Annotated in this window: 28 protein-coding genes and 2 riboswitches; of the genes, 3 read left to right on the top strand and 25 right to left on the bottom strand. The window is 38.2% G+C overall.

Annotated elements, in window-relative coordinates; translation table 11 throughout:
* Positions 1 to 34 precede the first annotated feature (34 nt).
* The gene (gene spoVAE, locus LGQ02_RS08215; RefSeq protein WP_226517701.1) at positions 35 to 385 is read right to left on the bottom strand and encodes a stage V sporulation protein AE; all 351 of its coding nucleotides are present in this window, start codon (positions 383 to 385) and stop codon (positions 35 to 37) included.
* Positions 386 to 397: 12 nt separating this feature from the next.
* Positions 398 to 850 (bottom strand): YhcN/YlaJ family sporulation lipoprotein, encoded by a 453-nt coding sequence (locus LGQ02_RS08210; protein ID WP_226517700.1) that lies wholly within the window; start codon positions 848 to 850, stop codon positions 398 to 400.
* 127 nt (positions 851 to 977) lie between these two features.
* Here LGQ02_RS08210 and LGQ02_RS08205 point away from each other — a divergent pair, with 127 nt between their 5' ends.
* Together LGQ02_RS08205 and LGQ02_RS08200 are read left to right on the top strand one after the other, a co-directional pair.
* Complete coding sequence (locus tag LGQ02_RS08205; RefSeq protein ID WP_226517699.1) at positions 978 to 1496, top strand: hypothetical protein; 519 nt, start codon at positions 978 to 980, stop codon at positions 1494 to 1496.
* 575 nt (positions 1497 to 2071) lie between these two features.
* A complete protein-coding gene (locus LGQ02_RS08200; RefSeq protein WP_226517698.1) occupies positions 2072 to 2779 on the top strand; it encodes a DUF421 domain-containing protein in 708 nt (235 codons plus the stop codon).
* A gap of 61 nt (positions 2780 to 2840) precedes the next feature.
* Here LGQ02_RS08200 and LGQ02_RS08195 read toward each other — a convergent pair whose 3' ends face one another.
* The 4 genes from LGQ02_RS08195 to LGQ02_RS08180 all read right to left on the bottom strand — a co-directional run bounded on the left by LGQ02_RS08195 (position 2841) and on the right by LGQ02_RS08180 (position 6339).
* The gene (locus tag LGQ02_RS08195; protein ID WP_226517697.1) at positions 2841 to 3722 is read right to left on the bottom strand and encodes a superoxide dismutase; all 882 of its coding nucleotides are present in this window, start codon (positions 3720 to 3722) and stop codon (positions 2841 to 2843) included.
* A 734-nt stretch (positions 3723 to 4456) separates the two neighbouring features.
* Complete coding sequence (locus tag LGQ02_RS08190; protein WP_226517696.1) at positions 4457 to 4978, bottom strand: DUF3907 family protein; 522 nt, start codon at positions 4976 to 4978, stop codon at positions 4457 to 4459.
* Complete coding sequence (scpB, locus tag LGQ02_RS08185) at positions 4959 to 5582, bottom strand: SMC-Scp complex subunit ScpB (RefSeq protein ID WP_226517695.1); 624 nt, start codon at positions 5580 to 5582, stop codon at positions 4959 to 4961. The genes LGQ02_RS08190 and scpB overlap by 20 nt, the downstream gene beginning before the upstream one ends.
* Positions 5569 to 6339: a segregation/condensation protein A gene (locus LGQ02_RS08180; RefSeq protein ID WP_226517694.1), complete on the bottom strand. Its 771-nt coding sequence runs from the start codon at positions 6337 to 6339 to the stop codon at positions 5569 to 5571. Before LGQ02_RS08180 ends, scpB begins: the two co-directional genes overlap by 14 nt.
* Positions 6340 to 6813: 474 nt before the next feature.
* On the opposite strand from LGQ02_RS08180, the gene LGQ02_RS08175 reads away from it, so the two are divergent.
* Positions 6814 to 7335: a DUF309 domain-containing protein gene (locus LGQ02_RS08175; RefSeq protein ID WP_226517693.1), complete on the top strand. Its 522-nt coding sequence runs from the start codon at positions 6814 to 6816 to the stop codon at positions 7333 to 7335.
* Positions 7336 to 7347: 12 nt separating this feature from the next.
* Here LGQ02_RS08175 and LGQ02_RS08170 read toward each other — a convergent pair whose 3' ends face one another.
* The 19 genes from LGQ02_RS08170 to deoB form a co-directional block, all read right to left on the bottom strand.
* A complete protein-coding gene (locus LGQ02_RS08170) occupies positions 7348 to 7689 on the bottom strand; it encodes a GNAT family N-acetyltransferase (protein WP_226517692.1) in 342 nt (113 codons plus the stop codon).
* Between the two features lie 12 nt (positions 7690 to 7701).
* A complete protein-coding gene (gene ribH / locus LGQ02_RS08165) occupies positions 7702 to 8169 on the bottom strand; it encodes a 6,7-dimethyl-8-ribityllumazine synthase (RefSeq protein ID WP_226517691.1) in 468 nt (155 codons plus the stop codon).
* Between the two features lie 19 nt (positions 8170 to 8188).
* Positions 8189 to 9382, bottom strand: coding sequence for a bifunctional 3,4-dihydroxy-2-butanone-4-phosphate synthase/GTP cyclohydrolase II (locus LGQ02_RS08160; RefSeq protein ID WP_226517690.1), 1194 nt, complete (start codon positions 9380 to 9382; stop codon positions 8189 to 8191).
* A 21-nt stretch (positions 9383 to 9403) separates the two neighbouring features.
* Positions 9404 to 10057, bottom strand: a complete 654-nt coding sequence (gene ribE / locus LGQ02_RS08155; protein ID WP_226517689.1) for a riboflavin synthase — start codon at positions 10055 to 10057, stop codon at positions 9404 to 9406.
* Positions 10058 to 11143, bottom strand: a complete 1086-nt coding sequence (ribD, locus tag LGQ02_RS08150; RefSeq protein WP_226517688.1) for a bifunctional diaminohydroxyphosphoribosylaminopyrimidine deaminase/5-amino-6-(5-phosphoribosylamino)uracil reductase RibD — start codon at positions 11141 to 11143, stop codon at positions 10058 to 10060.
* Between the two features lie 260 nt (positions 11144 to 11403).
* A riboswitch (FMN riboswitch) is annotated at positions 11404 to 11556 on the bottom strand.
* 200 nt (positions 11557 to 11756) lie between these two features.
* Positions 11757 to 12194: a peptidylprolyl isomerase gene (locus LGQ02_RS08145; RefSeq protein WP_226517687.1), complete on the bottom strand. Its 438-nt coding sequence runs from the start codon at positions 12192 to 12194 to the stop codon at positions 11757 to 11759.
* A gap of 553 nt (positions 12195 to 12747) precedes the next feature.
* Positions 12748 to 14088: a diaminopimelate decarboxylase gene (gene lysA / locus LGQ02_RS08140; protein WP_226518258.1), complete on the bottom strand. Its 1341-nt coding sequence runs from the start codon at positions 14086 to 14088 to the stop codon at positions 12748 to 12750.
* Positions 14089 to 14201: 113 nt separating this feature from the next.
* Positions 14202 to 14379, bottom strand: a riboswitch (Lysine riboswitch).
* 123 nt (positions 14380 to 14502) lie between these two features.
* Positions 14503 to 15993, bottom strand: coding sequence for a spore germination protein (locus LGQ02_RS08135; protein ID WP_319003519.1), 1491 nt, complete (start codon positions 15991 to 15993; stop codon positions 14503 to 14505).
* Positions 15986 to 16555 (bottom strand): stage V sporulation protein SpoVABEA, encoded by a 570-nt coding sequence (locus LGQ02_RS08130; RefSeq protein ID WP_226517686.1) that lies wholly within the window; start codon positions 16553 to 16555, stop codon positions 15986 to 15988. Before LGQ02_RS08130 ends, LGQ02_RS08135 begins: the two co-directional genes overlap by 8 nt.
* Before the next feature lie 86 nt (positions 16556 to 16641).
* Positions 16642 to 17058: a stage V sporulation protein AB gene (locus LGQ02_RS08125; protein WP_226517685.1), complete on the bottom strand. Its 417-nt coding sequence runs from the start codon at positions 17056 to 17058 to the stop codon at positions 16642 to 16644.
* Positions 17051 to 17668: a stage V sporulation protein AA gene (locus LGQ02_RS08120; protein ID WP_226517684.1), complete on the bottom strand. Its 618-nt coding sequence runs from the start codon at positions 17666 to 17668 to the stop codon at positions 17051 to 17053. The genes LGQ02_RS08125 and LGQ02_RS08120 overlap by 8 nt, the downstream gene beginning before the upstream one ends.
* A 439-nt stretch (positions 17669 to 18107) precedes the next feature.
* Positions 18108 to 18860, bottom strand: a complete 753-nt coding sequence (gene sigF / locus LGQ02_RS08115; protein WP_226517683.1) for an RNA polymerase sporulation sigma factor SigF — start codon at positions 18858 to 18860, stop codon at positions 18108 to 18110.
* Positions 18861 to 18873: 13 nt separating this feature from the next.
* The gene (gene spoIIAB / locus LGQ02_RS08110; RefSeq protein ID WP_226517682.1) at positions 18874 to 19314 is read right to left on the bottom strand and encodes an anti-sigma F factor; all 441 of its coding nucleotides are present in this window, start codon (positions 19312 to 19314) and stop codon (positions 18874 to 18876) included.
* Positions 19311 to 19664 carry an anti-sigma F factor antagonist gene (gene spoIIAA / locus LGQ02_RS08105; protein WP_226517681.1) on the bottom strand — a complete coding sequence of 118 codons (354 nt, stop codon included), beginning with the start codon at positions 19662 to 19664 and terminating at the stop codon, positions 19311 to 19313. Before spoIIAA ends, spoIIAB begins: the two co-directional genes overlap by 4 nt.
* Before the next feature lie 165 nt (positions 19665 to 19829).
* Entirely contained in the window at positions 19830 to 20948 is a 1119-nt protein-coding gene (locus LGQ02_RS08100; protein WP_226518256.1) for a D-alanyl-D-alanine carboxypeptidase family protein, read from the bottom strand.
* A gap of 419 nt (positions 20949 to 21367) precedes the next feature.
* Positions 21368 to 22669 (bottom strand): pyrimidine-nucleoside phosphorylase, encoded by a 1302-nt coding sequence (locus tag LGQ02_RS08095; RefSeq protein WP_226517680.1) that lies wholly within the window; start codon positions 22667 to 22669, stop codon positions 21368 to 21370.
* Positions 22670 to 22672: 3 nt separating this feature from the next.
* A complete protein-coding gene (locus LGQ02_RS08090) occupies positions 22673 to 23524 on the bottom strand; it encodes a purine-nucleoside phosphorylase (protein ID WP_226517679.1) in 852 nt (283 codons plus the stop codon).
* A 1-nt stretch (position 23525) separates the two neighbouring features.
* Entirely contained in the window at positions 23526 to 24347 is an 822-nt protein-coding gene (locus tag LGQ02_RS08085) for a purine-nucleoside phosphorylase (protein WP_404802415.1), read from the bottom strand.
* 21 nt (positions 24348 to 24368) lie between these two features.
* Entirely contained in the window at positions 24369 to 25556 is a 1188-nt protein-coding gene (gene deoB, locus LGQ02_RS08080; protein WP_226517677.1) for a phosphopentomutase, read from the bottom strand.
* Positions 25557 to 25622 lie beyond the last annotated feature (66 nt).

The raw sequence follows: 25622 nt of genomic DNA, 5'->3' as shown, positions 1-25622 counted from the left end.
TAATTGCATAAAGCCATCAATTTTATGATGGCTTTTACCCTTTAGGTTTAAATATAAGTGCAGCTAAAAAACTGAATATAATCGCTGCAGAAATACCCGCACTAGTTACTTCAAATATTCCAGTCATTATGCCAATAATACCATGCTGTTCAGCTTCAGCAATCGCACCATGAACTAACGCATTTCCGAAGCTTGTGATCGGTACAGTTGCGCCCGCACCAGCAAAGTCGATAAGTGGCTCATATAAACCGACACCATCTAAGACAGCACCTGACACGACAAGTGCGCTCATCGTATGAGCTGGCGTTAGTTTCATTCCATCCATTAATAGTTGTCCTATGACACAAATTAGTCCCCCTACGACAAATGCCCAAAAGAAACTCATGAGACACCACCTCTACCCTTTCATATCTTCTTCGACCTTATCAAGCTTTTTCCTTAATTGATCTTTACTCATATTCTTTGTATGCAGCTCACGTTCAATATCTTCTAATTCCATTTCAATTTTACGGTCTGTTGATACATGAACGTTCTCTTTTTTATACTTCTTTTTAACCTGATCTTGTGCACTTTTGCGAATATCTTTTAAGAAAAAACGGTCAAAACCACTTACAGCTAACCCGACATAAATATCATTATCAATTGCTACAGCACGAACTCTGTCAACTTGTTCCATCTGTCGTACTTCCCTTTTCGCTCCGTCTGCTTTATTTTTAAAATCTTGAAATTCCTTATTATGTAGAGCGATCATTCCACTACCTTCATATTGCTCTTCATCCACTGTTTGACAGCCTATGAACATCGGTACTATCATCAATAGAAGCAAACATATCTTTAATAAACGAAACATAAAAGTTCGCCTCCTTCTCGTTTAGAGTTAGTATTTAAATACACGGGTTTATTTATACTTAAGAGGCGATGAAAAAAACGAAAAGCAAGCACAAAGAGAATGACGTGCCTTAAAGGAGAATACATGTATGGAATTATACCTTTTACTAGGGATCATTTTTGTATTATTGTCTCAAACTGTCATCATTTTGTATTTGTTTCGTCTGAAAAAAGCGATCCTCTATATTAAAAAGAATCTAAAAGATGAACATCATGATGATAACCATAGCCCAACAGATACAACTAGTTGGCAAGAAGAGGTGCAAAGAACAGTTGAACTTCAATGTATGCAAGTAAGGAATGCCGTACAGAAACAAACTCATCAATTACATAAAAAAGAAATTGAACTATCTCCAAAGAGGTTGTCCGTAACAAACGATGAACTTTTTGTTGTGTACAACGAGAATCAAATACAAGCAATTGATGCGTTCTGGAGAGAGTATCAGTCTTATTTACAGAAATATTGGTTAACAAAGGATGAAAATGTCCGTACTGTTTTTCGTGGCAGTGAAGATGATCCTCAGTCAGAGTCAGCAAAAGTAATTTATGCATCTAAACAACTTACAAAAAGATTAAACGATCATTTACAACACATCTTTGATAATTGAATCAATTTGATAACTCAAAATAAGATGCGAAATACCAAATGATGAGCGTGAACTTCACTTCAGACGGACGCTTTCCTTAGGCTCGACAACTCTTCGCCTAAGTGGATCTTCAGCTCGTTGCTCCTGCGCCACTACGCTTGCTCGTCGCAGGTAAAGAGTGCTCCTGCGGTTACTCGTCGCAGATAAACAGTGTTCCTGCGATTACTCGTCACAGATAAACAGTGCTCCTGCGGTTACTCGTCGCAGCTCGAAGTAGTTCGAAGAAGTATTGCTCGTCGTTGCTCCTGCGGTTACTCGTCGCAGCTCGAAGTAGTTCGAAGAAGTATTGCTCGTCGTTGCTCCTGCGGTTACTCGTCGCAGCTCGAAGCAGTTCGAAGAAGTATTGCTCGTCGCTGATCCTCTGGGAGTCGCCGTCTTTTGTTACGTTCACTCCCAAATAAAACGTATATTGAAATATTTATAATATCATTCGTTTCACTCCGCAAAAAAGTAATTATGAAATTGATTCAATTCATAAACGTATCCAAAAATGTCCATCTTAATATAAGGAAATGTTAACAAAAGGTGGGTTACCTTTGAATACGAATTTTGCAGCCTTATCGATCGAACTTCTAATCGGATTTATTGCCTTACTTATATTGACGAAAATTTTAGGAAAAACACAAATTTCACAGCTAACACCTTTTGACTTTATCTCTGCGTTAGTATTAGGAGAACTTGTCGGTAATGCCATTTACGATAAAGAAATAGGTGTTCATTACGTTTTATACGCCGTTTCTTTATGGGGAACATTAATATCAGTTGTGGAGATCATTACACAAAAGTGGAAAAGAACGCGTAGTTTTTTAGAAGGGAAACCAGCTATTGTGATTCGCAAAGGAAAAATTGATAGGAGTGAGCTGAAAAAGAATCGTTTAGACATCAATCAACTTCAAAATTTACTACGTAATAAAGACGTGTTCTCCTTACAAGAAGTTGAATATGCCATTTTAGAAGCTAATGGAACAATTAATGTTTTAAAAAAGAGTCCTTATCAAAGTACAACAAGAAATGATCTGAACCTTGCACCCGAACAGACTCCATTACCGATGACATTCATTACAGACGGGGAGTGGGTAGAGGATAATCTTCAACAAATGCCTTACCCGAAAGAAAGAATTATCAACCACTTGGAAAGTAACGGAATTCGCGTTGAGTATGTCATCGTTGGTGAATGGACAAAGGATCAACCTTTATATTTACAATTAAACCATGATCCTTTTATTAAGTACTTGCAGTTATAAAAATTTTGGGCTGTTCTTTAATTATTTAAAGACAGCCCTTTTTGGTTTCATATGTTTTAATTTAGACAAGTGGCTCCCATTTGATTGTTTTGGCTTTATTATACCGATCTTGAACAGCACTCCAACAAACGACATTCCACCAATTTTCAATGTAATCTTTCCGTTTGTTTTCATATTGTAAGTAATACGCATGTTCCCAAACATCAAGCGGAAGAAGTGGAATGACATCCCATTGCGATAAGTTTTGATGTTTTTCTGCCGTCAATATTTCTAAACGTCCCGCTCTTGGCGCCCACACTAATATTGCCCAGCCGCTTCCTTCTACTTCTTCGGCAGCTTTTGAAAATTGATTTTTAAAACCATCGAAACTCCCAAAGTCAATGATGATTTGATCGAAAAGTTGACCTGATGGTTTTCCTCCACCTTTAGGTGACATTGTTTCCCAAAAGATCGTATGCAAATAATGACCTGCTCCATTAAAAGCTAATTCCCTTTTCCAGTGCTTAATATTTTCGAAGGAACCTCTTTTACGTTGCGTTTGTAGTTCTTTTTCTGCCTTATTTAACCCATCAACATATGATTGATGATGTTTTTGATGATGAAGCTCCATAATTCTTTCTGCAATATAAGGTTCTAATGCATCATATGAATATGGCAAATCTGGCAATCGGTGTTCACCAATGGGAACACGCTTTATATCTTCTTCCTTCCGTTCATTTACTTGTGATACAAAGTCCTGGTATATCCCATTGACCTCTTTACTTAATTGTTCACGTTCCTCAGATGATAGCTTTGTATCTTCACGATGGAAATGCTCTTCGATAAGTTCATTAATACGAGTTAGTATCGGATGATTCGAATCCTTAAACGCATGATGAACTTGTTCTTCCATCTTCAAAAGCCAACGCTTCACTTCCTCTTCATAGCTATATTCACGTTGCATAGAATCTCCCCCTTCACATTCCATTTATATCCTATGCAACAACATATTCAGATTTGATCACGAATAAAATATTCATTTAAAAATTTTTATACTTGAATCAATTTCATAACTCAAAATATGGTGCGAAATTCCGAATGATGAGTGTGAACTTCACTTCAGACGGACGCTTTCTCGAGGGCTTGTCTTCAGCTAACTTAGGCTCAACAACTCTTCGCCTTAAGTGGATCTTCAGCTCGTTGCTCCTGCGCCACTACGCTTGCTCGTCGCAGGTAAAGAGTGCTCCTGCGGTTACTCGTCGCAGATAAACAGTGTTCCTGCGATTACTCGTCACAGATAAACAGTGCTCCTGCGGTTACTCGTCGCAGTTCGAAGAAGTATTGCTCGTCGCTGTCCTCCGGGAGTCGCCGTCTTTTGTTACGTTCACTTCTAAAGAAAACTCGCCGATTGGCGAGCCTTTAAGGCGAAGACAAAGGCGTAGTTGTAACGCACAGGACGTGCTAACACCGGCGTTCCGACAGGGTGTCGGGTATTTAGCCGGTGAACATAACTATACACATAAAAATTTTCACTACGCCGAAATTGCTTCTTAGCTAAAATTTTATACATTCTTATAGTGTAAACAAAACTTGGCTTTTCATTCGTTTCACTGCGCAAAAAAACGTAATTATGAAATTCATTCACTTTAGACTTAATTAAAACAAAAAAAGGCAAGCATATGCTCACCTTTGTCCTTCCTATTCAACACCACGTTGTCTAACCTTTGTGCGATAATCAGTTTCGTAATACTCTAATTCTTCGCGGATCTCTTGCAGCGGACCTTCGATTGAAGCAATTAACTCTTTCATTGGCTTCGGTACATCTGTGCGAAACTGAATTGCATTTTTACCAGTATAAGCAGCACGGCTATCCTCATACCATACATCTGTTTTCGGCTGAAAAAATTCCTCAATGCATTGGTGGAAAATCCAATACAATGTTTTTTCTGCCGCCCCTTTTCGAAAGCTTCCGCTTCGTAAAATTAAATTTCCCGATTCCCTACCTTCATCAAAAAAAACTAGGAGTCTACGAAATTGATCTAAAATTAACTCATACTCTTGTACGGATGTTTCAACCGCCGTTTCTTCATCATCTTTTCGTAATTGTTTCAACGTAATATTGTTTAAAAAGTACCTTAGCTCATTTGTTACTTCTTCCATTTTTTTTGTCGTGAAACTTAACTGTTGTTGTACTAAATCGTTACCCATTTGATTCGTCATTCCCTTCTTCGTCATTTATATTTGAATTCATTTGTTCTTGGAATTTCGCGAAAAAGAGGTCGACTTCTTCGTCGGCTCCACTTTCTTCAATATTTTCTGGTAGAGGTGGAAGTTCTTCTATGGACTTAAGTCCAAATTGCTCGAGAAACTCTTTCGTTGTCCCATATAATATGGCTCGTCCGGTCCCCTCAGCTCTGCCTGCTTCTTTTATTAATGATTTGGCTGTTAACGTTCGAATCGGTCGTTCAGACTTCACCCCACGTATGTCTTCAATCTCGACACGCGAAATCGGTTGTTTATAAGCGACAATTGCTAATGTTTCAAGAGCTGCCTGAGATAGAGTTGTAGAAGAAGGTGCTTGCACTAAACGTTTAAAAAATGGCGCATGTTCTGCCTTTGTCGTTAATTGATAGCCTCCCGCTACTTCTACTAATTGTATTCCACGCGAATCTGAAGAATACAACTCCTTTAATTCATTCATATAAAACTTCACTGACTTTCGATCTAATTGCAGAACATCCATGATCTGCTTCTCATCGATACCTTCTTCACCTGAAACGAAAAGGAGTCCTTCGATGACTGCTTTAATTTCATGACTTTTCAACAAGGACCGCCTCCTTTTTATATATAATAATATCTTCAAAATTACTTTCTTGTTCACATTTTATTACATTCGATTTCATAAGCTCTAATAGCGCGAGAAAAGTTACAACAATATGATGCTTTTCTTCTGTCTCAAATAAATCAGAAAACCTTCTTCTTCCTTTATGAAGGTGTAAATCTTCCATGATTTGCGTCATTTTATCATCGATTGGTATATCATCACGCTGTATTTTGGAATAAACAGGTTCTTTTACTGTTTTACGTTTTTTCATTTTTTGAAAGGCTTGAAGCATATCATAAATTGTGACATTCATATTCGACGTTTCTTCACGCTCATCTCGCTCTTTAATTAGAGGAGTTAAATCGGTCATTGGTTTCGAAAATAAATCGCTTCTTTCGCGCTCGCGTTCTTTCAATTCATTTGCAGCTTCTTTATATCTTTTATATTCAACGAGTCGTTTCATTAAATATTCTCGAGGATCGTCTTCCTCTTCATAGTAAAATTCTTCTTCATCTAACTCTTCTTCTTGAGCAGGCAATAGCATTTGACTCTTCATATGTAGTAACGTAGAAGCCATTACTAAATATTCACTTGCTATGTCTAAATGAAGAACTTGCATCGCATGAATATAAGCCATGTATTGTTCTGTAATCTCTTTTACAGGAATATCATAAATATCTAAATCATTTTTTTGTATTAAATGTAATAATAAGTCCAAAGGACCTTCAAATGACTGGAGTTTCACACTGTATTGCATCTTCTCACCATTTTCATTATTCTTTCAAGCATTATACCATAAACAAGTTTGACAGTTGATTAATAAGGCGAAATTAAAGATTCTGTGTTATTTTTATGTTACGATTTATAAGAAAAGAGCAAGCGCCTATGCACACGAGCGACAAGCACTGCCTCATCCTCTACTAGCGCTGCTTTGTAGTTTATCCGCCCGTGCAATTCGAAGCTCACTCGTGATGTAAACGCTCTTTGAATAGCCGGAAAGAAGTAGTCGCTCTTCTATGGCTTCAATTGACGGGGCGAAATGACCTTGAGCGAAGCTACGGCATTGAGTTTGCTTCCTTGCTGCTTTGCGACGAGTAAAACGAAGTGACGCAGGAGTCAAGTAGGCGCTGAGCTAGACAACTATCGAGAGACAAGAATTATATAAGTTCTTATTTATAAGAAAAGCGAAAGGCACCGTTGTATCGTCTTTACTTTTAATTAGGGGGATTTTATGAGTTATTATCCTAAAGCATATATTGAATACCTTCTCCACTTTCATGGTACGAGAGATTACTTCGAATGCCATGAAGTTATGGAAGAATATTGGAAAGAATACGGTGGTAAAAAATGGTTAACACTCATTCAACTTGCTGTAGCCGTTTACCACGAGAGACAAAATAATCAAAAAGGCAGTCTACGTTTATATGAAAAAACGCGATACCAATTAACAAATGACCCTAAATTATTTGAATCAATAGGTATTGATCCCAAAGTATTAGCAGAAATTGTTACAAACCGTATCCAACGTGTTAGGGTTAATGGACCTTATCAGCCTTTAAACATTCCAATTACAGATGATGAGTTGATTCGTCTCTGTAAACAACAATGCTCACAAAAGGGTTATCGATGGTGCGGTATTGAAAATATGGATAATAAAAACCTTATATATAAACACAAATTAAGAGATCGCTCAGAAGTCATTCAAGAAAGAGAAGATGCACTCGAAAGAAAACTGAAAGCAAGGAAGAGTTAACTCTTCCTTGCTTTAATCATTACGACACTTATCAAGAAATTCCTTCGTATATTTTGATCCTTGTAATGTAACATTTAATTTCTCTTCTAATGAATCAATCATTTTCGTAGCTATTCCTTCATTACGATAAGATGGGTTAACGGATAAGTCCTTTAAGAAGATCCCTTCTTCACACGTTTCCACTCCGATAACACCGATATACGACTCTTCTTTCCATAAATATAAATGAGCATTTTCAAGTTCTTTATATTGCTCGATCGTTTGTTGTAGATGTTTTACTTTCTTTTCATCTGGCATAAATGAAAGTAAGCCCATCGCAATCTTTTCATATTCTTGTTTATATGGAACGAGCATGATTACCCCTCTTTATGAGAAACTTTTCGTTAAGTTAGCCATTTCAATTGCTGAAACAGCCGCTTCCCAACCTTTATTTCCTGCTTTAGTTCCAGCTCTTTCGACAGCTTGCTCAATCGTATCTGTTGTTAAGACACCGAAAATAACAGGAACACCTGTTGATAAGGAAATCGAAGAAACACCCTTTGCTACTTCAGAACAAACATAGTCAAAGTGCGGAGTAGATCCGCGAATAACTGTTCCTAATGTAACAACTGCATCATACTTCCCTGATTCGGCCATTTTCTTAGCAATAACCGGAATTTCATAAGCACCTGGTACCCAAGCGATGTCAACATCTGCCTCATCAATTCCATGACGTTTAAATGCATCTTGTGCGCCACCTAATAATTTGCTTGTAATAAATTCATTAAACCTACCTGTAACAATTCCTACCTTTAATCCTGATCCTACTAGATGTCCTTCATATACGTTTCCCATAGTTTGCCTCCTCAAAGTGTTAAAAATGTAGTAAATGTCCTAGTTTATCTTTTTTTACTTTTAAATATCGTTCATTTGCTTTTGACGTTGGAAGTTGAAGTGCAACCCTGTCAACAACTTCAAGGTCATATCCTTTTAACCCTGTTATTTTTCTAGGGTTATTTGTAAGTAGCTTCATTTTACGAATACCTAAGTCGCGTAAAATTTGTGCGCCAATCCCATAGTCTCTTAAGTCTGGAGCGAAGCCTAACTTTTCATTCGCTTCAACAGTATCGTATCCCTCTTCTTGTAGTTTATAAGCTCTCATTTTATTTAACAAGCCGATTCCTCGACCTTCTTGGCGCATATACAATAACACACCAGTACCTGCTTTTTCAATTTGTTCTAATGCTGCGTGAAGCTGAGGTCCACAATCACATCTTTGTGAGCCGAATACATCCCCTGTTAAACATTCTGAGTGTACACGTACTAGTGTAGGTGTTTCACTGTTAATTTCACCTTTAACAATCGCTACGTGCTCTTTACCATCAACGATATTAGAATAGCCAATCGCTTTGAAATCACCAAAGTCAGTTGGTAAGTCAATTTCTACTTCTTTTTTTACTAGTTGATCTTTACGGTTACGGTATTGGATCAAATCTTTAATGGTTACCATTTTCAAGTCATGTTCATCGGCAATTTTTCTTAAGTCTGGGACTCTTGCCATAGAACCATCTTCTTTAATAATTTCACAAATGACTCCAGCTGGCTCTGAACCACACATTCTTGCTAAATCAACTGCCGCTTCTGTGTGACCTGCGCGTCGTAGGACACCACCATCTTTTGCGACAAGTGGAAAAATATGTCCTGGTTTTTTGAAATCGGCTACTTTTGCCTCTGGATCAATCAAAGCTTTAACTGTTAAAGAACGTTCATGAGCAGAAATCCCTGTTGTTGTATGCTTATGATCAACACTGACAGTAAACGCTGTACCATGTGGGTCTGTATTATGATCAACCATTGGTAGAAGTTCAAGTTTCTCAGCTCGTTCGCGAGTGATTGGTGCACATACTAAACCACGGCCATGTGTAATCATAAAATTAATGACTTCTGGTGTAGTTTTTTCTGCAAGCGAAACAAAATCACCTTCGTTTTCTCGGTCTTCATCATCACAAACAATGACAACATTCCCTTGGATCAACTCGTATATCGCTTCCTCAATTGGATCAAACATGTAACCTCTCTCCCTTCGGGGTTAAAATCCGTGTTCTTTTAAAAAGCTTTCCGTTAATTTTTCTGATGATGTCTCGTCGTTTGATGTCCTGTAATATAAGAGTTGCTCCATATATTTTGCGAGCATATCACATTCTATATTGACAATGTCTCCTGGTTCTTTCTCTCCAATGATCGTTTCCTGAATCGTATGTGGGATGATCGATATTGTAAATGAATCTTCACTTAATCCAAAGATGGTTAAACTCGTTCCATCTACACATACGCTCCCTTTCATCATCATGTATTTCCTTAGTTCATTAGCAATTTCAATTTCATAATAGACAGCATTATGCTCATGTCGTTTTTGTCTTATCGTACCAACACCATCGACGTGGCCAGATACGAAGTGTCCCCCAAAGCGTCCATTTGCTGCCATTGCGCGCTCTAAGTTTACATATGAACCATTAGATAAGTTACGTAAACTTGTATGACGAACGGTTTCAGGCATTAAATCGACGGTAAAAGCAGAATCATTATAGCTAGTGACGGTTAAACAAACGCCGTTAACAGCAATGCTATCTCCGAGATTCACGTCACTTAGAACCTTTTTAGCGGCGATTTTCATAACGACAGCGTCACCTGTTTGACGCATTTGTAAAATTGTCCCCTTTTCTTCGATGATCCCCGTAAACACTTAATCCTCCCCCTTCTTTAATATAATTTTTAAATCTTTTCCTAATCTTTTCATATCTTCTATTTGTAAATTTGGTGTATCTTTTAATAATGAAAAGCCTTTACCAGAAAACGATGATGGTGCATGATTGCCTCCAATAATCGTAGGCGCTAAATAAACGACAACTTCTTGGTACTCCCCTAACCTTAAAAAGCTATCATTAACGATCCCTCCACCTTCAACTAATAGTGATGTTACTTCTTTTTCACCTAGAAGTTTTAATAAAGAGGGTACTTCGATCTTATCTTCATTGAGCTGGAGAACTTCTGCACCTAGTTGCTTAAGACGCTCCACTTTCGACGGGTCTGCATGCTTTGTCGTAACGATCCATGTTTTTGCTTTTTGATCGGTTAGAAGCTTTGCATCTAAAGGTATTCGCAAATGGTGATCCAACACGATACGAATCGGATTTTTCCCTCCATCCGATAGTCGCGTTGTTAAAGATGGATTGTCAACAAGTACCGTGTTCACACCAACTAATATACTGTCATGTTCGTGACGTAAATTGTGGACATCGTACCTCGCTTCTTCTCCAGTTATCCATTGACTTTCTCCAGTATTTGTCGCTATTTTCCCATCCAAACTTGTTGCTGATTTTAACGTTACAAACGGCTTTTTCGTTTGGATATAGTGGAAAAACACTTTATTAATCGCATCAGCTTCCTCTTTCATCATGTTAGTTTCTACTTCGATATTTGCTTCGCGTAATTTTTGAATCCCACTTCCTGCTACTTTCGGATTTGGGTCAACTGATGCGACAACAACTTTACGAATCCCCGCTTCAATGATGGCATCAGCACACGGAGGAGTGCGCCCATGATGAGAACATGGCTCAAGTGTTACGTATATTGTTGCTCCACGACATTTCTCTTTCGCCATTTCAATCGCATTACGTTCAGCGTGATTTTCGCCAGCCTTTAAATGCGCCCCCATCCCGACGACTTGATGATCATTCACGATCACTGCACCGACAACAGGGTTTGGCGACGTCTGACCAGTCGTGGACTTCGCTAAGTCTATAGCTATTTTCATATAGTGATCTTTCATAAGGCAATCCTCACTTTATAAAGACTGTTCAATAAAAAAGGCACTTACTTCCTTTTGAACATTCCCTTATTTATCCATTTAAAAAAGAAAAGACCTAAAGGATGAACTCCTTCAGGTCTGACAGATTATGGTTATAAACGAAACGCACGCTTAAATAAAGGTTTAAAATATCATTTTTTAAACCTTACAAATGCTTTCACTACAACGAATATTGGATAAAGGTACACTTATCCCTTCGTTCAGTTAAAAACATTTTGCATTCGTTCCTTCTCCCATCCAGACTATACTGTCGGCCCTGGTCTCTCACCAGATCCACCGTCACGATTTCTCATGCCGGGTCACGGGCTTAGCAGTATGAACATTTCATCTGCATCACCGCCGGTTGGGATTTTCACCCTGCCCCGAAGGAAACATGTATAATCCTACCTTCTTAATCATTCACTTGATGAACAATTAATGAAAGTACGATATGGCAGCAAGCCATCTTTTTATATATGTTTATTATATCACAAGTATTTCAAAAAAGGTCACCTTTTGTTTTTAGAATATAAAAAGAGTCCCTCCAATATGTATAGTGAAAATACAGATCGGAAAGACCCTCAATCATTATCTTCTACTCTTCGTCGTAAACACGTACCTCAGACATTACATCCCCAGGACGAATTCGATCGACAGCTTCCATCCCTTCAATCACTTTACCGAACACTGTATGTACACCATCTAAATGTGGCTGTGGTTCAAAAACGATGAAGAACTGACTTCCACCTGTGTCTTTACCGGCATGAGCCATTGATAATGATCCACGCTCATGTTTATGTGGGTTTCCTTCAGTTTCGCATTTAATGGAATAACCAGGGCCTCCTGTACCATTACCTGTAGGACAACCACCTTGTGCAACGAACCCTGGAATGACACGGTGGAACGTTAAACCGTCATAAAACCCTTCTTTTGCTAACTTCTCAAAATTTTCAACAGTTCCTGGTGCTTCTTCTGGGTAAAACTCAATAACAACCTTTTCACCAGTTTCAAAAACAATTTCACCTTTTTTCATTTTCGTTCCTCCATTCATTGAAATAGCTATCCATACTATATTACAACATTTTATAAAGAAAAGAAATTCACACTAGATTTTTGTTAAGTCCAACCTAAAAATTCATGTGAAATGAATAAAGAAACACATTGCGTGTTTGGAAGTACACGCTACATCGGTTTCACTCCAGAGTACAAGTGCGACATCTGTTCATTCTTCACTTCGTTTGAAGTCACAGTGTCTTCTTTGCCGCGGGCACGGCTTCAGCTAAAACTTTGGAAAGAAAACACATTTCCTTCCAAAGTGGATCTTCACCTTGTGGCTCCTGCGATTACTCGTCGCAGCTCGAAGCTCTTCAAAGAAGTAATGCTCGATGCTGTTACCGCTAGAGTCTGCGTGTATTTCTACTGCTTCTAGTATCTATTATTGGAGCTAGACGTAACCACTAGCTAGAAATTTATCCACAAGCACGTATTTTATAATTTCCTAGACCATTACAAAAAAAGTGCCTGCACTTCATACCTTAAAGGTATGAAAAAAGTACAAGACACTAATTTTTTTCACATATATTATTTTAAGAGTTATTTACTATTGGGTCTTTTTTTTCCTTCAAACTATACCCACGTTCATTTTTTATAAGATCGGCGTATGTTTCACGTTCAATGACACATTGCTCTTCTCCGTTTTCTACGAAAACAACTGCAGGCTTTTGAATACGATTGTAATTACTGGCCATTGAATATCCGTAAGCTCCTGTAGATAATACAGCTAACATGTCACCTTGGTTTACCTTTGGCAAGTTAATATCCCAAATAAGCATGTCTCCACTTTCACAGCACTTACCTGCAACTGACACGGTCTCTTCATTCTTTTCATCCATTTTATTCGCTACAACAGCTTCATACTTTGCTTGGTATAAGGCTGGTCTAATATTATCTGTCATTCCACCATCAACAGATAAGTACGTACGAATTCCTGGAATTGTTTTTCTTGCGCCGATAGAGTAAAGTGTTGTTCCTGCTTCACCAACTAAAGCTCTGCCAGGCTCAATCCAAATTTCAGGTATCGGAAATCCAGATTTGAGACTTTCGTTCTTCACACTTTGAACCATCGCTTCTACATAATCACCTAATGGAAGAGGCTCATCCTCTTTAGTATAACGAATCCCAAAACCTCCTCCTAAGTTTAGTACTTCTGGAGTGAAGGAAAATTCGTCATGCCACTTCCGTAAACTCTCATATATCTCGTGAACAGCAGAAACAAAGCCATCTGTTTCAAAAATTTGTGAGCCAATATGAGAATGTACCCCTTTTAATGTTAAGAATTCATCTGATTGAATCATCTCAATTGCTTTTGCTGCTTGACCACTTTGAATATCAAACCCAAATTTTGAATCTTCTTGTCCAGTAGAAATATATTCATGTGTGTGTGCTTCAACACCTGGAGTAATTCGAATAAGAACATCCATTTTGCGTTTCATTGATTGTGTGACACCCATTAATAATGATAACTCGGTAAAATTATCTACGACAAAACAACCAACATTTTCTCGTACGGCCATTTCAATCTCCGGTAATGACTTGTTATTACCATGGAAGTGAATTCGCTCTGCTGGGAAGTTTGCTTCTAACGCTGTATATAACTCTCCACCTGAAACAACGTCTAAACTTAATCCAAGTTCATCAACAAGTTGAAACATTGCTACGCAGCTAAATGCCTTACTTGCATAGGCAACTTGGTAAGACATTCCGTTTCTTTCAAAAGCACCCTTAAATTGATTCGCACGATCACAAATATCCTTCACATCATATACATATAAAGGTGTACCATATTTTTGCACTAATTTTGTTGTATCTACATCACCGATCATTAAGTGACCTTGTTCGTTTACTCTACTTGTACCATATAAATTCATCATTCTACTCTCCTCGTTTTGTCCTTCTCCGCGGTCTCCCAGCTAATAAAAACAAAAAGGATAACGGAGCTCCGTTATCCTTGACACAACAATAAGTTATATTATCACGTGACCAACAGGATAGTGCTCCACTACATTCGTAGTGACAGTGCATTACTTATTCAGTAATACCCCAGTAATTTATAAGTTGGAGACTTATAAATACTTCGGCAAATTGACCTTTCAGTTATCATCGTCGCACTCCTAATACTCCGCTAACTTACTAATTCTCATTGCACCTCTACCTCCCGACGATAATAATCGAGGGATTATAAAACTGTTAGAGTAAACAATAGCACACCTATTTTATTCCTTCAAGTACTAATTCCCACCAGTTACCTACATTATATCAATTTATAAACAAGCTCCTTAACCTTACGAAGAATTGCTTTGTTTTATTGGGTCACCTGGCTGAACAATACTCGGCCTTCTTAGTTTAGAAGGAATCGCTTGACGAATTAATATATCCCAGAATGCTTTCGGATAAAAAGGTAAGAACGGCCACATATACGGAACGTCCAAAGATTTCACGATTACAAGTAGTAAGAATAAGACGGTCGTTGCAACAACAAACCCTGGGGCTTGGAAGAATAACACCGCAAATAGTAAAACAAATCGGTAAATCTTCAAGGCAATTCCCATTTCATAACTTGGAGTTGCAAACATACCAATCGCACCAACTGCAACATACAAAATAACCTCTGCACCAAACATTCCTACCTCAATCGCAATTTCACCAATTAACAACGCCGCAACTAAGCCTAATGCTGTGGCAAGTGGAGATGGTGTATGAATGGCGGCCATTCTTAATAATTCTATCCCAAGCTCTGCTAACAGTATTTGCGCAAAGATAGGAACGTTATAATCATCATCTTCCGGTCCTATAAATTGTAAGTTCTCAGGTAGTAATTCTGGTTGAATGACCATTAAAAACCATAACGGTAAAATAAATAGAGAAAAGATCATTCCCGAAAAACGAACCCAACGTAAAAAAGTGCCTACCATTGGAGCTTGTCTGTATTCTTCAGCATGTTGAACGTGATGGAAAAATGTTGTCGGTAAGATGATGACAGAAGGAGATGCGTCGACAAAAATAATCACGTGTCCTTCCATCAAATGAGTTGCAGCAACATCAGGCCTTTCTGTATACCTTACCATCGGAAAAGGATTGGCACCTTGTTTTACAATAAACTCTTCAACAAATTTATCACCCATCGTTAATGCGTCAATATCAATATTCTCCAACTCTTGTCGAACAATCTCTATTAAGTCAGGATCAGCAAGTCCATCAATGTAACTTATACTAATATCTGTTTTTGACCGACGTCCAACTCGCATAATTTCATTTCGTAGTCGTTCATCACGAATTCGTCGCCTAGTTAAACCGGTATTTTCAATAATATTTTCAGTATAACCATCCCTTGCTCCACGAACAACCTTTTCTGTATCTGGCTCTTCAGGACCACGTCCAGGATAACTACGTACATCAATAACAATGGCGTCACTTTCGCCTTCAATTAAGATGAATATTAGACCAGACAGCATTTGAGTCAATGCATCATCGATCGTTTTTGCATATTCAACTTGTACGTGTGTGAGGCGATTTTCAATTTGATCTCTTACACGCCCCTCCTTTGGTTCATTAGCATCGAGAAACATTAGTTCTTTTAACAGTTCAATGATATATTGAATATCACACAAACCGTTAACAAAGTAAAATTGTACTTCTTTATCTTGTATGTATACCTTCCGAACTCCAACATCAAAACTTTTCCCAATCCCTACACGCTCTTTAATACGTCTTTCATTATCTCGTAAATCGTTTGTAAACGGATGATCAATTTTCGTTTCATCTTTCTTACTCAATATGACCACTCCTTTCCAAAATCAGCTCTATTGCTTGTTTTGTAATTGGTGCTCCTCTCTCTATCACATCATGGCCTCCCATTTTTCCTAAATCACCGACTCCAACGACGATCGGTAAAGATAATTCATCTAATGAATAAACCGTATCGCCTCGAATTCGGCCAATTTCTAGACCATCAATCCCATCTTTATCGACACCATACTCTGTCAAATCACCATTCCGGTTAATAGACACGTCAACTTTTGTCCATTCGTGGGAAAAGGATTGGGAAGCTACTGCCACAGCTCCTAACACTTCAATTTCTGTTGATTCTACAACTCTTTTTAGCGCAATCTCACCAGGACCTGCTTCAGCATGACCGCAATCATCAAACATGACTAAAACTGGTTCTTTTTTCGCTGATAAGATCACTTTTATAATCTCTTCACCACTTAATCTTGTTGGATTTCCACCTGATTCATTAACGACAGAGCAATCCAATTCTTCTGCAGCTAACCTTACAGCGGCCTTTGCTGATTCATCACCGTCTGTGATTAATATAACCCGCTTTTTGGAAATCATGTAATCTCTCCTTTGCATTCTTTCAATAGCAGACATCCAACAACTTTTTGAATTACTTACAATACTCATCTATAAGCCATCTCTTTTTATTTGACGAATACGAGCCAATGATAAAGGGAACCAAAAATTTTGCCAAAAACAATCGCAAGAATAAGCCATGATATTTTTTGTTTCATTCCTATCCGTTTTGCTAGGATCGGAAAAACATTTAACACTTCTGTTAACGCTGCCGCTAACATACCGATAAATAAACCACATGCTAGTCCAACAATCGCTAGAGTAAACTTCGGAAAAGAAAGCATCGGGTCACCGAGACTAAACCATATTCCTACTTGTGAACCTAAAATAATTGCCCATTCATACGCACGTAAATTCTTTGTCGTTCTTGTTAAGTGAGAAAGCCTTGGGATAATGCCTAATACAGTCAAAAAAGCAACAAGTCCACTTCCAACCGCAAGACCACCAGCTAACCCGATAATGATCGACGTCATTTGACTATTCATCTTTCTTGTCTCCCCATGCAGGGTTTTCATACACCGATACATATCGATCGATATTCTCTTCATAATTAAACATTTCCAGTTCCATCGGACTAGGTTCTTCATTAAACTTCTTCTTAAAAATATGGTTAAAAAATAAGATCATCCCTAGTCCTAAACCGATCGAGTAAGGGATTTGTAGCCATAAAGGATGTTCAACACGCTCTCCTACAATTCTTTCATGTAATTTAATATGCACCTCTTGCATACTTACATCCTCATGAAAATTCATGACCGCAAGGCCAGCTCCAATAAATAACAAAAGCCATACGAGTACAAATAATAACGGTTTTATCGGCTTCTTCTCTTCTTTTAATAGAAGAATTGTCTGGGTTGGTCCAATCACTTGTATATCAGCTTCAGGGATTTCCTTTTGAATCACTTTTACAACATTCATTACATCAATGACCTTTACAGTTTTATCTTCAGCACGCAACAGTGTAACCGGAAGCTGGGAAAGCTTATAGAAAGATACTCCTTCCGTTATCAATTGAGCGATATCCTTGATATAAACCATCTGACCCCGCTTTTGCCAATGACGACTTTTCAATCGAAGGTATACTTTTTTTTCCATTGAAAAACCTCATTTCTTAAAACTCTTTTTCACGAGACGTAATTGAACCCTCTAACCGTATACTGACTGTCAAAAAACTCGTCCATTAAAATAAGAAAGGTACATATTTATTTTGTAGTATGTAGTAATCATGGAAAAACAATTCATAAAGAAACTTACGATTACCTAGCCTTGGTAAAATTAATGAAATCTCGCCTATTCGGGTGCACGCACAGGAGGGGCTAGTATAGGCGTTGCTATAGGGCATCACATTTTTAAGCTGGTAAGCCTTTAATATTCTTAAATCCCCTCTACATAGAGCTAATTTTTCACTAAGGTTAATAAATCCTAAACGTGTAAACATGGATGATCACTAAGTCTAAATTACGAAAGCTTCGTTGGCCGTTATACTATTAACTGTCAAATTAAAAATCGAATCACACAAAAAAACAACCCGGCATTAACCGAGCTGTTCTTTTAACTGATGTAATATTTTCTTTTCAAGACGCGACACTTGCACTTGTGATATTCCAAGCCGTTCTGCCACTTGTGACTGTGTTTGGTCTTTGTAATACCTCATGTAGACGATTAATTTTTCCCGTTCGTCTAAACGGTCAATTTCGTCTCTTAACGCAAGTTTGTCAAACCATTTCTTATCCTCGTCATCTGAAATTTGATCAAGTAATGTAATTGGATCGCCATCGTTTTCATAGACAGTTTCATGGATGGAAGTTAATTGTCGGCTTGCTTCTTGAGCAAACACGACCTCTTCAGGAGTCATATCTAGTTTTTCAGCAATCTCATTAATGGTCGGCACACGCCCTAGCGTCTTCGATAATTCATCTTTTAATTTGCGAATTTTATTTGCACTTTCTTTAATTGAACGACTAACTTTCACTGTCCCATCATCTCTTAAAAAGCGCTGTATTTCGCCAATGATCATAGGGACTGCATACGTTGAAAATTTCACATCGTAACTTAGATCAAATTTATCAACAGACTTAATCAGACCGATACAACCGATTTGAAATAAATCATCTGCTTCATACCCTCTATTAAGAAATCTTTGGACGACTGACCATACAAGTCGAGTATTTACATTGACAATACGGTCTCGTGCCTCTTGATCTCCTTCTTGGGCTGCTTTAATTAGCCTTTTTACTTCTTTGTCATTAAGGTACGTTTCTTTGGATTGTTGTACTCCTACGTCCATAAGCACCGCCCCTTCAATTACAAAGAGCTCGTTGCTTAGATAGTCGCTTTACTAGTGTTACTGTCGTACCTATCATCGGTTCTGATTCGATGTTTATCTCATCCATAAAATTCTCCATAATTGTAAAGCCCATTCCACTTCTTTCTAATTCAGGCTTCGATGTATACAATGGTTGTTTTGCCTCATCGACATTGTGGATTCCTACACCCTTATCTACAATTCTCAAACGAACGACATCTTCTTCAAGCTCCACTTCTAAGTAAACCATCCCTTCGGTATCCTCGTGGTAGCCATGAATAATTGCATTTGTTACTGCTTCACTGACAACTGTTTTTAACTCTGTCAGCTCGTCCATTGTCGGGTCGAGTTGCGCCACAAAAGCCCCAACCGTTACACGGGCAAACGATTCATTTTCACTAAGCGCTGAAAATGATAGTTCCATTTTATTTCTCATGACGCCACCCCCAATTTCATTAGTGCATCCATTTCATTCGATTCAAGACGAATGATTTTAAACATTCCCGACAAATCAAATAAACGCTTCACTTGAGGGGAAATTGAACAAACAACCATTTCTCCACCTTGTTCCTTAACAAGTTTATAACGCCCTAATACAACACCTAACCCTGAACTATCCATAAACGTCAACTGTTCCAAATTCAGCAAAACGTGACGTAAATGTTGTTCCTCTAAAGCAAGGTCAACTTTTTCACGTAATTCCATTGCTGTGTGGTGGTCTAATTCACCTTCTAACCTAACACACAATACATTTTCTCGTTGTTCAAGATCAATGAGTAGACTCATTTGTTTCACTCCTCATCGTAAGTTCTTTCCACCAGCACCCTCTCCCAGAGGCTATTGGCGTATTATTTTCACGTACAAAATTCTCGCTTTGTAGATATAACTCCTTCACGTTCGCAAAAGTAGTGTCATTTCGCCAAAAGAACACGATAATTGATGGTGTTTCTTTTAATTTCCGACAAGGATTGACGTTGTACGCTTAAATAACTTCCATAAAGAAGCTTCTGATACATCTTCAGCGACGATCACATCTACTTCAGACAATACATCACCATCTTTTTCAACGTAAAGTTTTCCAGCTACTTGCCCCTTATCTACAGGAGCAGCAATTGGCTCTTCTAACTCAAGACGCTCTGTAATCCCTTCAACATTTTCACCTTTTTTCATAAGTAACGAAACATTTCGATCTGCAAGTACTTGTACTGTAGAATCGGAACCTTTACTTATTTTTACTTCCCCTAACAAATCACCACGTTCGTAACGTCTTTGCAGTTCATATTGACTATAGGCATAATCAAACATTTCAGTGATTTGACGGTTTCGTTCTTTTGGTGATGGTGCTCCCATAACAACGGCAATCATACGCATATCGTTCTTATTTGCACTCGCCGTTAAACAATACTTCGCCTCACTCGTATAACCTGTTTTTAACCCATCAACACCAGGATAAAATTTTACTAACTTATTTGTGTTTACTAACCAAAATTTATCATCTGTATCTTCTCTTAAATAGTCTTCATATAGACTCGTATATTTTGTTATATCTTCGTATTTCAACAACTCTTGAGCCATGACAGCTAAGTCATAGGCAGATGAGTACAGGTTTTCTGCTGGTAGTCCATTTGAGTTAACAAAATGTGTATCTTTTAAACCAAGCTCTTTCGCTTTATCATTCATCATGGAAACAAACTGTTCTTCAGAGCCTGCTAAATGCTCAGCCATTGCTACTGATGCATCGTTTCCTGAAGCAATCGCAATTCCTTTTAACATCTCTTCAACCGTCATTTCTTCGCCTGGTTCTAAAAAGATTTGCGAGCCACCCATAGATGCTGCTCTTTCACTCGTACGGACTGTATCGTCCCACTTGATCTTCCCATCTTCAATCGCTTCCATTATTAAAATCATTGTCATTATTTTCGTCATACTAGCAGGAGGAAGCTGCTCATTACTGTTCTTTTCATAAAGAACAGTCCCCGTATCTCTTTCCATTAAAATCGCTGATGTTGCCTCATTTGCCAGCTCTACTGTTCCCTCTTCTGCAAAGACTGTCGTCACGCTACCAAACATATATAATGCTACTAAAAATGCGACTATTGTCTTTTTCAATGAAATCCCTCCATTCTTTTTCTTTACCATTCTGCCCGAAAAGAATTGAATTATACCATCATTTGACATTGTTCCTATCGCCTAAAAACTTTCTGTTGAAAGGGTAGTTTATTTCATTAATTTGAATGGATTTCATTACGATCATTTAGAATGATTTTAAGTTACGGAGAAATTGTCATTTTTACGGAGAAAATCAAAAAGTTGCGGATAAATCAACATTTTCACGGAGAAAATCAAAAAGTTGCGGATAAATCAACATTTTCACGGACAAACTCCAAAAGTTGCGGATAAACCAACATTCTTACGGACAAACCATTTTTTTGTATAAAAGGGCCTAAATTTTTACGTAAAAAAAGAAGCCGACTCGCGGCTTCTTCCTATTAAGAGATCACATCGTAAATAAGTGGTTGTGCTTCTACACTATCCTCAGATATCGTAAATGATTGTAAAATTTTCGATTTTATATCGTCAATTTGGTCTGTGTTGGCATGAATCGTCGCTAATGAATCACCTTTTGAAACTTTATCTCCAATCTTTTTACGAAGTTCAAGACCAACTGCTAAATCAATTTCTGAAGTTTTAGTCGCTCGTCCTGCTCCAAGCATCATCGCTGCTGTACCAATCTGGTCTGCAACAATTCCTGAAACATATCCATCCGTTTCAGCTGTTACTTCAACAATATTGGATGCTTTTGGAAGCTTCTCTACATCCTCAATGACTGAAGCGTCACCACCTTGAGATTCAGCAAAAACTTTAAAGTGCTCTAACGCCTTTCCATTTTGAATCACTTCTTCTAACATTTGCTTTGCTTCATCAAGTGTATCGGCTTTTCCTGCTAGAACGACCATGTGACTACCTAGTTCTAAACATAAATCGGTTAAATCTTTTGGCCCGTTCCCTTGTAATGTTTCAACAGCTTCTTTCACTTCTAATGCATTACCAATTGCAAAACCAAGTGGCTGGCTCATATCTGAAATAACCGCAGAGGTTTTTCTACCTAAGTCGTTTCCGATCTTCACCATCGCTTTTGCTAACTCTTTCGATTCATCTAACTCTTTCATGAACGCACCGGCACCTGTTTTTACATCCAATACGATTGCGTCAGCACCTGAGGCAATTTTTTTACTCATAATTGAGCTTGCAATTAGCGGAATGGAATTCACTGTTGCTGTAACGTCCCTTAAACCGTAAAGCTTTTTATCAGCTGGAGTTAAGTTTTGCGTTTGGCCAATGACAGCTGCTTTATTTTTATTCACTAAATCAATAAATTGCTGATTCGTAATTTCAACGTTAAAGCCAGGAATTGATTCTAATTTATCAATCGTTCCTCCTGTATGGCCAAGACCACGACCACTCATTTTTGCTACAGGTACACCGACGCTTGCAACAAGCGGAGCTAAAACGAGAGTCGTTGTATCACCGACACCACCAGTACTATGTTTATCAACCTTCACACCTTCAATGTCAGAAAGGTCTATGACATCACCTGATTGAACCATTGCATTCGTTAAGTCGGCACGTTCTTCTTCATTCATGTCTTGGAAGAATATAGCCATCGCCCAAGCACTCATTTGATATTCTGGGATTTCACCATTTGAATAACCTTCAATAATGAAATCAATTTCTTCCTTTGTATGAGAAAAACCATTACGTTTTTTCTCGATTAAGTCGACCATTCTCATTTATTATTCCCCCTCTTTTATCGCCCACAATTGTTCATTTCCATCTTTTAACAATGTGCGGACAAAGTTTTTAAATATAGGTTTTGCTTTTTCAGCTACTTCCATGACTTCCTCATGAGTAATCCCCTCAATTGATTCTCCGATTGCCATGTCTGTAATACATGAAATTCCTAAAACGTTCATATTCATATGTCTTGCAATTGTTGCTTCTGGTACAGTAGACATTCCTACAACATCGCCGCCTAATTTACGAAGCATGATTAATTCTGCCCCTGACATATATGTCGGACCACTTACTGCTGTATAAACACCGCGTTGAAGGTTTAAATCGATTTTTTCAGCAACTTGTAGAGCGTGTTCTCTTAAACTTTCTGTATAGACTTTACTCATATCAGGAAAACGTGGGCCTAGTTCTTCGATATTTGGTCCAATTAATGGATTTGATCCTGTAAAGTTAATATGGTCATCAATAAGCATTAAATCTCCTGGCTTAAAGCTTTCATTCATACCACCACAAGCATTTGTAACGATTAACGTTTCACAACCAAGCTGCTTCATAACACGGACCGGGAATGTTACTTCTTGCATGGAGTACCCTTCGTAATAATGGAAACGACCTTGCATTGCAATAACATTAACACCTTCAAGCTCACCAATTACTAATTGACCTTTATGTCCGGCTACTGTCGATGTTGGAAAGTGAGGGATCGTGTGATATTCCATTTTTACTGCATTTTCAATATCGTCTGCTAATTCACCTAGTCCTGATCCTAAAATCAAACCAATCGTTGGTTTGACTGATATTTTTCCTTCTATTGCTTGTGCCGCTTCTTTAATTTGCTCTAAACCTAGCATATTAGTTCTCCCCCTCCATCTGTTTCACAATCTCTTTAACAAACGTTAAAAATTGTGATCTTACTTGTTCTGTTGTTTCGATCACTTCATCATGTGTTAATGGTTGATCTAAAATCCCTGCTGCCATATTCGAAATACATGATATCCCCATAACCTTCATCTCACTGTGGCGAGCGACAATCACTTCTGGAACTGTAGACATACCAACAGCATCAGCACCTAAAATACGAGCCATTCTTACTTCAGCTGGCGTTTCATAAGCAGGGCCTGTATTCCCTGCATAAATACCTTTTTTAACTTCCAGGGATAAGCCCTCCGCTACTTTTTCTGCTAATGAAAGTAACGCTGGGTCATATGCATTACTCATATCTGGGAAGCGAACGCCTAACTGTTCATCGTTCGGTCCGATCAATGGATTCGTACCAAATAAGTTTAAGTGATCTGAAATTAACATTAAGTCACCTGGGTTAAGGGATTCATTTACACCGCCTGCTGCATTGGTCACAACTACCGATTCAACACCGATCGCTTTCATTACTCGAACTGGAAGCGTGACAAGTTGCATGTCATACCCTTCGTAAAAGTGAAAACGTCCTTGCATAGCAACAACTGTCTTCCCTTCTAGCTTCCCAATGACAAGTTGACCTTTATGGCCTGAGACCGTTGAGGTTGGAAATCCAGGAATTTCTGAGTAAGGAATCTTTACAGCGCTTTCAATTTCGTCTGCTAAGACTCCTAACCCGGAGCCTAAAATTAATCCAATCGTCGGACGATCTTCGATTTTTTCATTAATAAATTGTTTTGCTTCTTCAATCATGTTCATTGTTACCATCTGTTTCTCCCCCTATTTTAACTCGTCTAAAAAGCTTTCTCCGTGTTTTGGCAATTCAACGTTGAAATTATCTGCAACTGTTGCACCAATGTCTGCAAATGTTTTTCGAACGCCTAACGACTGCCCTTCTGCCATTTGTTTGTTATATACAAGTAAAGGAACATATTCTCTTGTGTGGTCTGTTCCATGGTGAATTGGATCATTCCCATGATCTGCTGTAATAATTAGTAAATCATCGTCTTCTAACTGCTCAAATACTTCTGGTAAACGAGCATCATACTCCTCTAACGCTTCCCCGTATCCAATAGGATCTCTTCTGTGACCGAATTTCGCATCAAAATCAACTAAGTTCAAGAAGCTTAATCCAGTAAAGTTCATTTGAAGAGATTGGTTTAATTTATCCATCCCATCCATATTAGAAGAAGTTCTTAACGATTCAGTAATGCCTTCACCATCGTAAATGTCAGAGATTTTTCCAATCGCAATCGAATCATATCCTTGGTCTTTTAATTCATTCATCACTGTTCGACCAAATGGCTTAAGTGCATAATCGTGTCGATTTGCGGTTCTTACCCATTCTCCAGGTTTTCCAAGGAATGGACGAGCAATGACACGGCCAACCATATATTTTTCATCTAATGTTAATTGTCTCGCCATTTTACAAATCTCATGAAGTTCTTCGGGTGGAATAACTTCCTCATGTGCGGCAATTTGTAACACAGAATCAGCAGATGTATAGACAATTAAGTCACCAGTATTTACATGTTGTTCACCTAATTCATCAAGAATTTCTGTTCCTGATGCTGGCTTATTCCCTAACACTTTTCTGCCTGTGCGCTCTTCAATTTCATCAATTAACTCTTTAGGAAACCCTTCAGGAAATGTACGGAAAGGTTGATCAATGTGAAGGCCCATAATTTCCCAATGGCCTGTCATCGTATCTTTCCCCACAGATGATTCTTCCATTTTTCCATAGTAAGCTAAAGCTTTTTCTGGCTTTTGCCCTCCTTCATATTCCTTAATATGAGTTAGACCTAACTGATCCATATGAGGCATCTTTAATCCATTCATTTTTTCAGCGATATGGCCTAACGTATCTGAACCTTCATCTCCAAATTCTTTCGCATCTGGTGCTTCTCCAATCCCAACTGAGTCCATCACAATTAAAAACATTCTCTTATATTTTTTATAGTTGTCCATGTTTATTTCCTCCTACAAAGTATGTATTTATCTTTATATTCCTTATTACTATACCCGAGATTGCTT

This window comes from Bacillus shivajii (genome assembly GCF_020519665.1).
GTDB lineage: Bacteria > Bacillota > Bacilli > Bacillales > Salisediminibacteriaceae > Bacillus_CA > Bacillus_CA shivajii.
The sequence above is the reverse complement of the archived record's forward strand: the minus strand, read 5'-3'. Positions and strand labels throughout refer to the sequence as shown.

What these genes read in the sequence shown, in the direction of transcription:
- ribD (WP_226517688.1), bottom strand. Translation starts at nt 11,143, where the DNA reads ATGAAAGATCACTATATGAAAATAGCTATAGACTTAGCGAAGTCCACG.
- LGQ02_RS08210 (WP_226517700.1), bottom strand. Translation starts at nt 850, where the DNA reads ATGTTTCGTTTATTAAAGATATGTTTGCTTCTATTGATGATAGTACCG.
- ribH (WP_226517691.1), bottom strand. Translation starts at nt 8,169, where the DNA reads ATGGGAAACGTATATGAAGGACATCTAGTAGGATCAGGATTAAAGGTA.
- LGQ02_RS08205 (WP_226517699.1), top strand. Translation starts at nt 978, where the DNA reads ATGGAATTATACCTTTTACTAGGGATCATTTTTGTATTATTGTCTCAA.
- LGQ02_RS08145 (WP_226517687.1), bottom strand. Translation starts at nt 12,194, where the DNA reads ATGAAAAAAGGTGAAATTGTTTTTGAAACTGGTGAAAAGGTTGTTATT.
- sigF (WP_226517683.1), bottom strand. Translation starts at nt 18,860, where the DNA reads ATGGACGTAGGAGTACAACAATCCAAAGAAACGTACCTTAATGACAAA.
- LGQ02_RS08160 (WP_226517690.1), bottom strand. Translation starts at nt 9,382, where the DNA reads ATGTTTGATCCAATTGAGGAAGCGATATACGAGTTGATCCAAGGGAAT.
- LGQ02_RS08195 (WP_226517697.1), bottom strand. Translation starts at nt 3,722, where the DNA reads ATGCAACGTGAATATAGCTATGAAGAGGAAGTGAAGCGTTGGCTTTTG.
- spoVAE (WP_226517701.1), bottom strand. Translation starts at nt 385, where the DNA reads ATGAGTTTCTTTTGGGCATTTGTCGTAGGGGGACTAATTTGTGTCATA.
- spoIIAB (WP_226517682.1), bottom strand. Translation starts at nt 19,314, where the DNA reads ATGAGAAATAAAATGGAACTATCATTTTCAGCGCTTAGTGAAAATGAA.
- LGQ02_RS08095 (WP_226517680.1), bottom strand. Translation starts at nt 22,669, where the DNA reads ATGAGAATGGTCGACTTAATCGAGAAAAAACGTAATGGTTTTTCTCAT.
- LGQ02_RS08190 (WP_226517696.1), bottom strand. Translation starts at nt 4,978, where the DNA reads ATGACGAATCAAATGGGTAACGATTTAGTACAACAACAGTTAAGTTTC.
- deoB (WP_226517677.1), bottom strand. Translation starts at nt 25,556, where the DNA reads ATGGACAACTATAAAAAATATAAGAGAATGTTTTTAATTGTGATGGAC.
- LGQ02_RS08170 (WP_226517692.1), bottom strand. Translation starts at nt 7,689, where the DNA reads ATGCTCGTTCCATATAAACAAGAATATGAAAAGATTGCGATGGGCTTA.
- LGQ02_RS08125 (WP_226517685.1), bottom strand. Translation starts at nt 17,058, where the DNA reads ATGAATAGTCAAATGACGTCGATCATTATCGGGTTAGCTGGTGGTCTT.
- lysA (WP_226518258.1), bottom strand. Translation starts at nt 14,088, where the DNA reads ATGAATTTATATGGTACAAGTAGAGTAAACGAACAAGGTCACTTAATG.
- LGQ02_RS08175 (WP_226517693.1), top strand. Translation starts at nt 6,814, where the DNA reads ATGAGTTATTATCCTAAAGCATATATTGAATACCTTCTCCACTTTCAT.
- LGQ02_RS08130 (WP_226517686.1), bottom strand. Translation starts at nt 16,555, where the DNA reads ATGATTTCCAAAAAGCGGGTTATATTAATCACAGACGGTGATGAATCA.
- LGQ02_RS08120 (WP_226517684.1), bottom strand. Translation starts at nt 17,668, where the DNA reads ATGGAAAAAAAAGTATACCTTCGATTGAAAAGTCGTCATTGGCAAAAG.
- LGQ02_RS08085 (WP_404802415.1), bottom strand. Translation starts at nt 24,347, where the DNA reads ATGAACATGATTGAAGAAGCAAAACAATTTATTAATGAAAAAATCGAA.
- LGQ02_RS08100 (WP_226518256.1), bottom strand. Translation starts at nt 20,948, where the DNA reads ATGTTTGGTAGCGTGACGACAGTCTTTGCAGAAGAGGGAACAGTAGAG.
- LGQ02_RS08090 (WP_226517679.1), bottom strand. Translation starts at nt 23,524, where the DNA reads ATGCTAGGTTTAGAGCAAATTAAAGAAGCGGCACAAGCAATAGAAGGA.
- spoIIAA (WP_226517681.1), bottom strand. Translation starts at nt 19,664, where the DNA reads ATGAGTCTACTCATTGATCTTGAACAACGAGAAAATGTATTGTGTGTT.
- LGQ02_RS08180 (WP_226517694.1), bottom strand. Translation starts at nt 6,339, where the DNA reads ATGCAATACAGTGTGAAACTCCAGTCATTTGAAGGTCCTTTGGACTTA.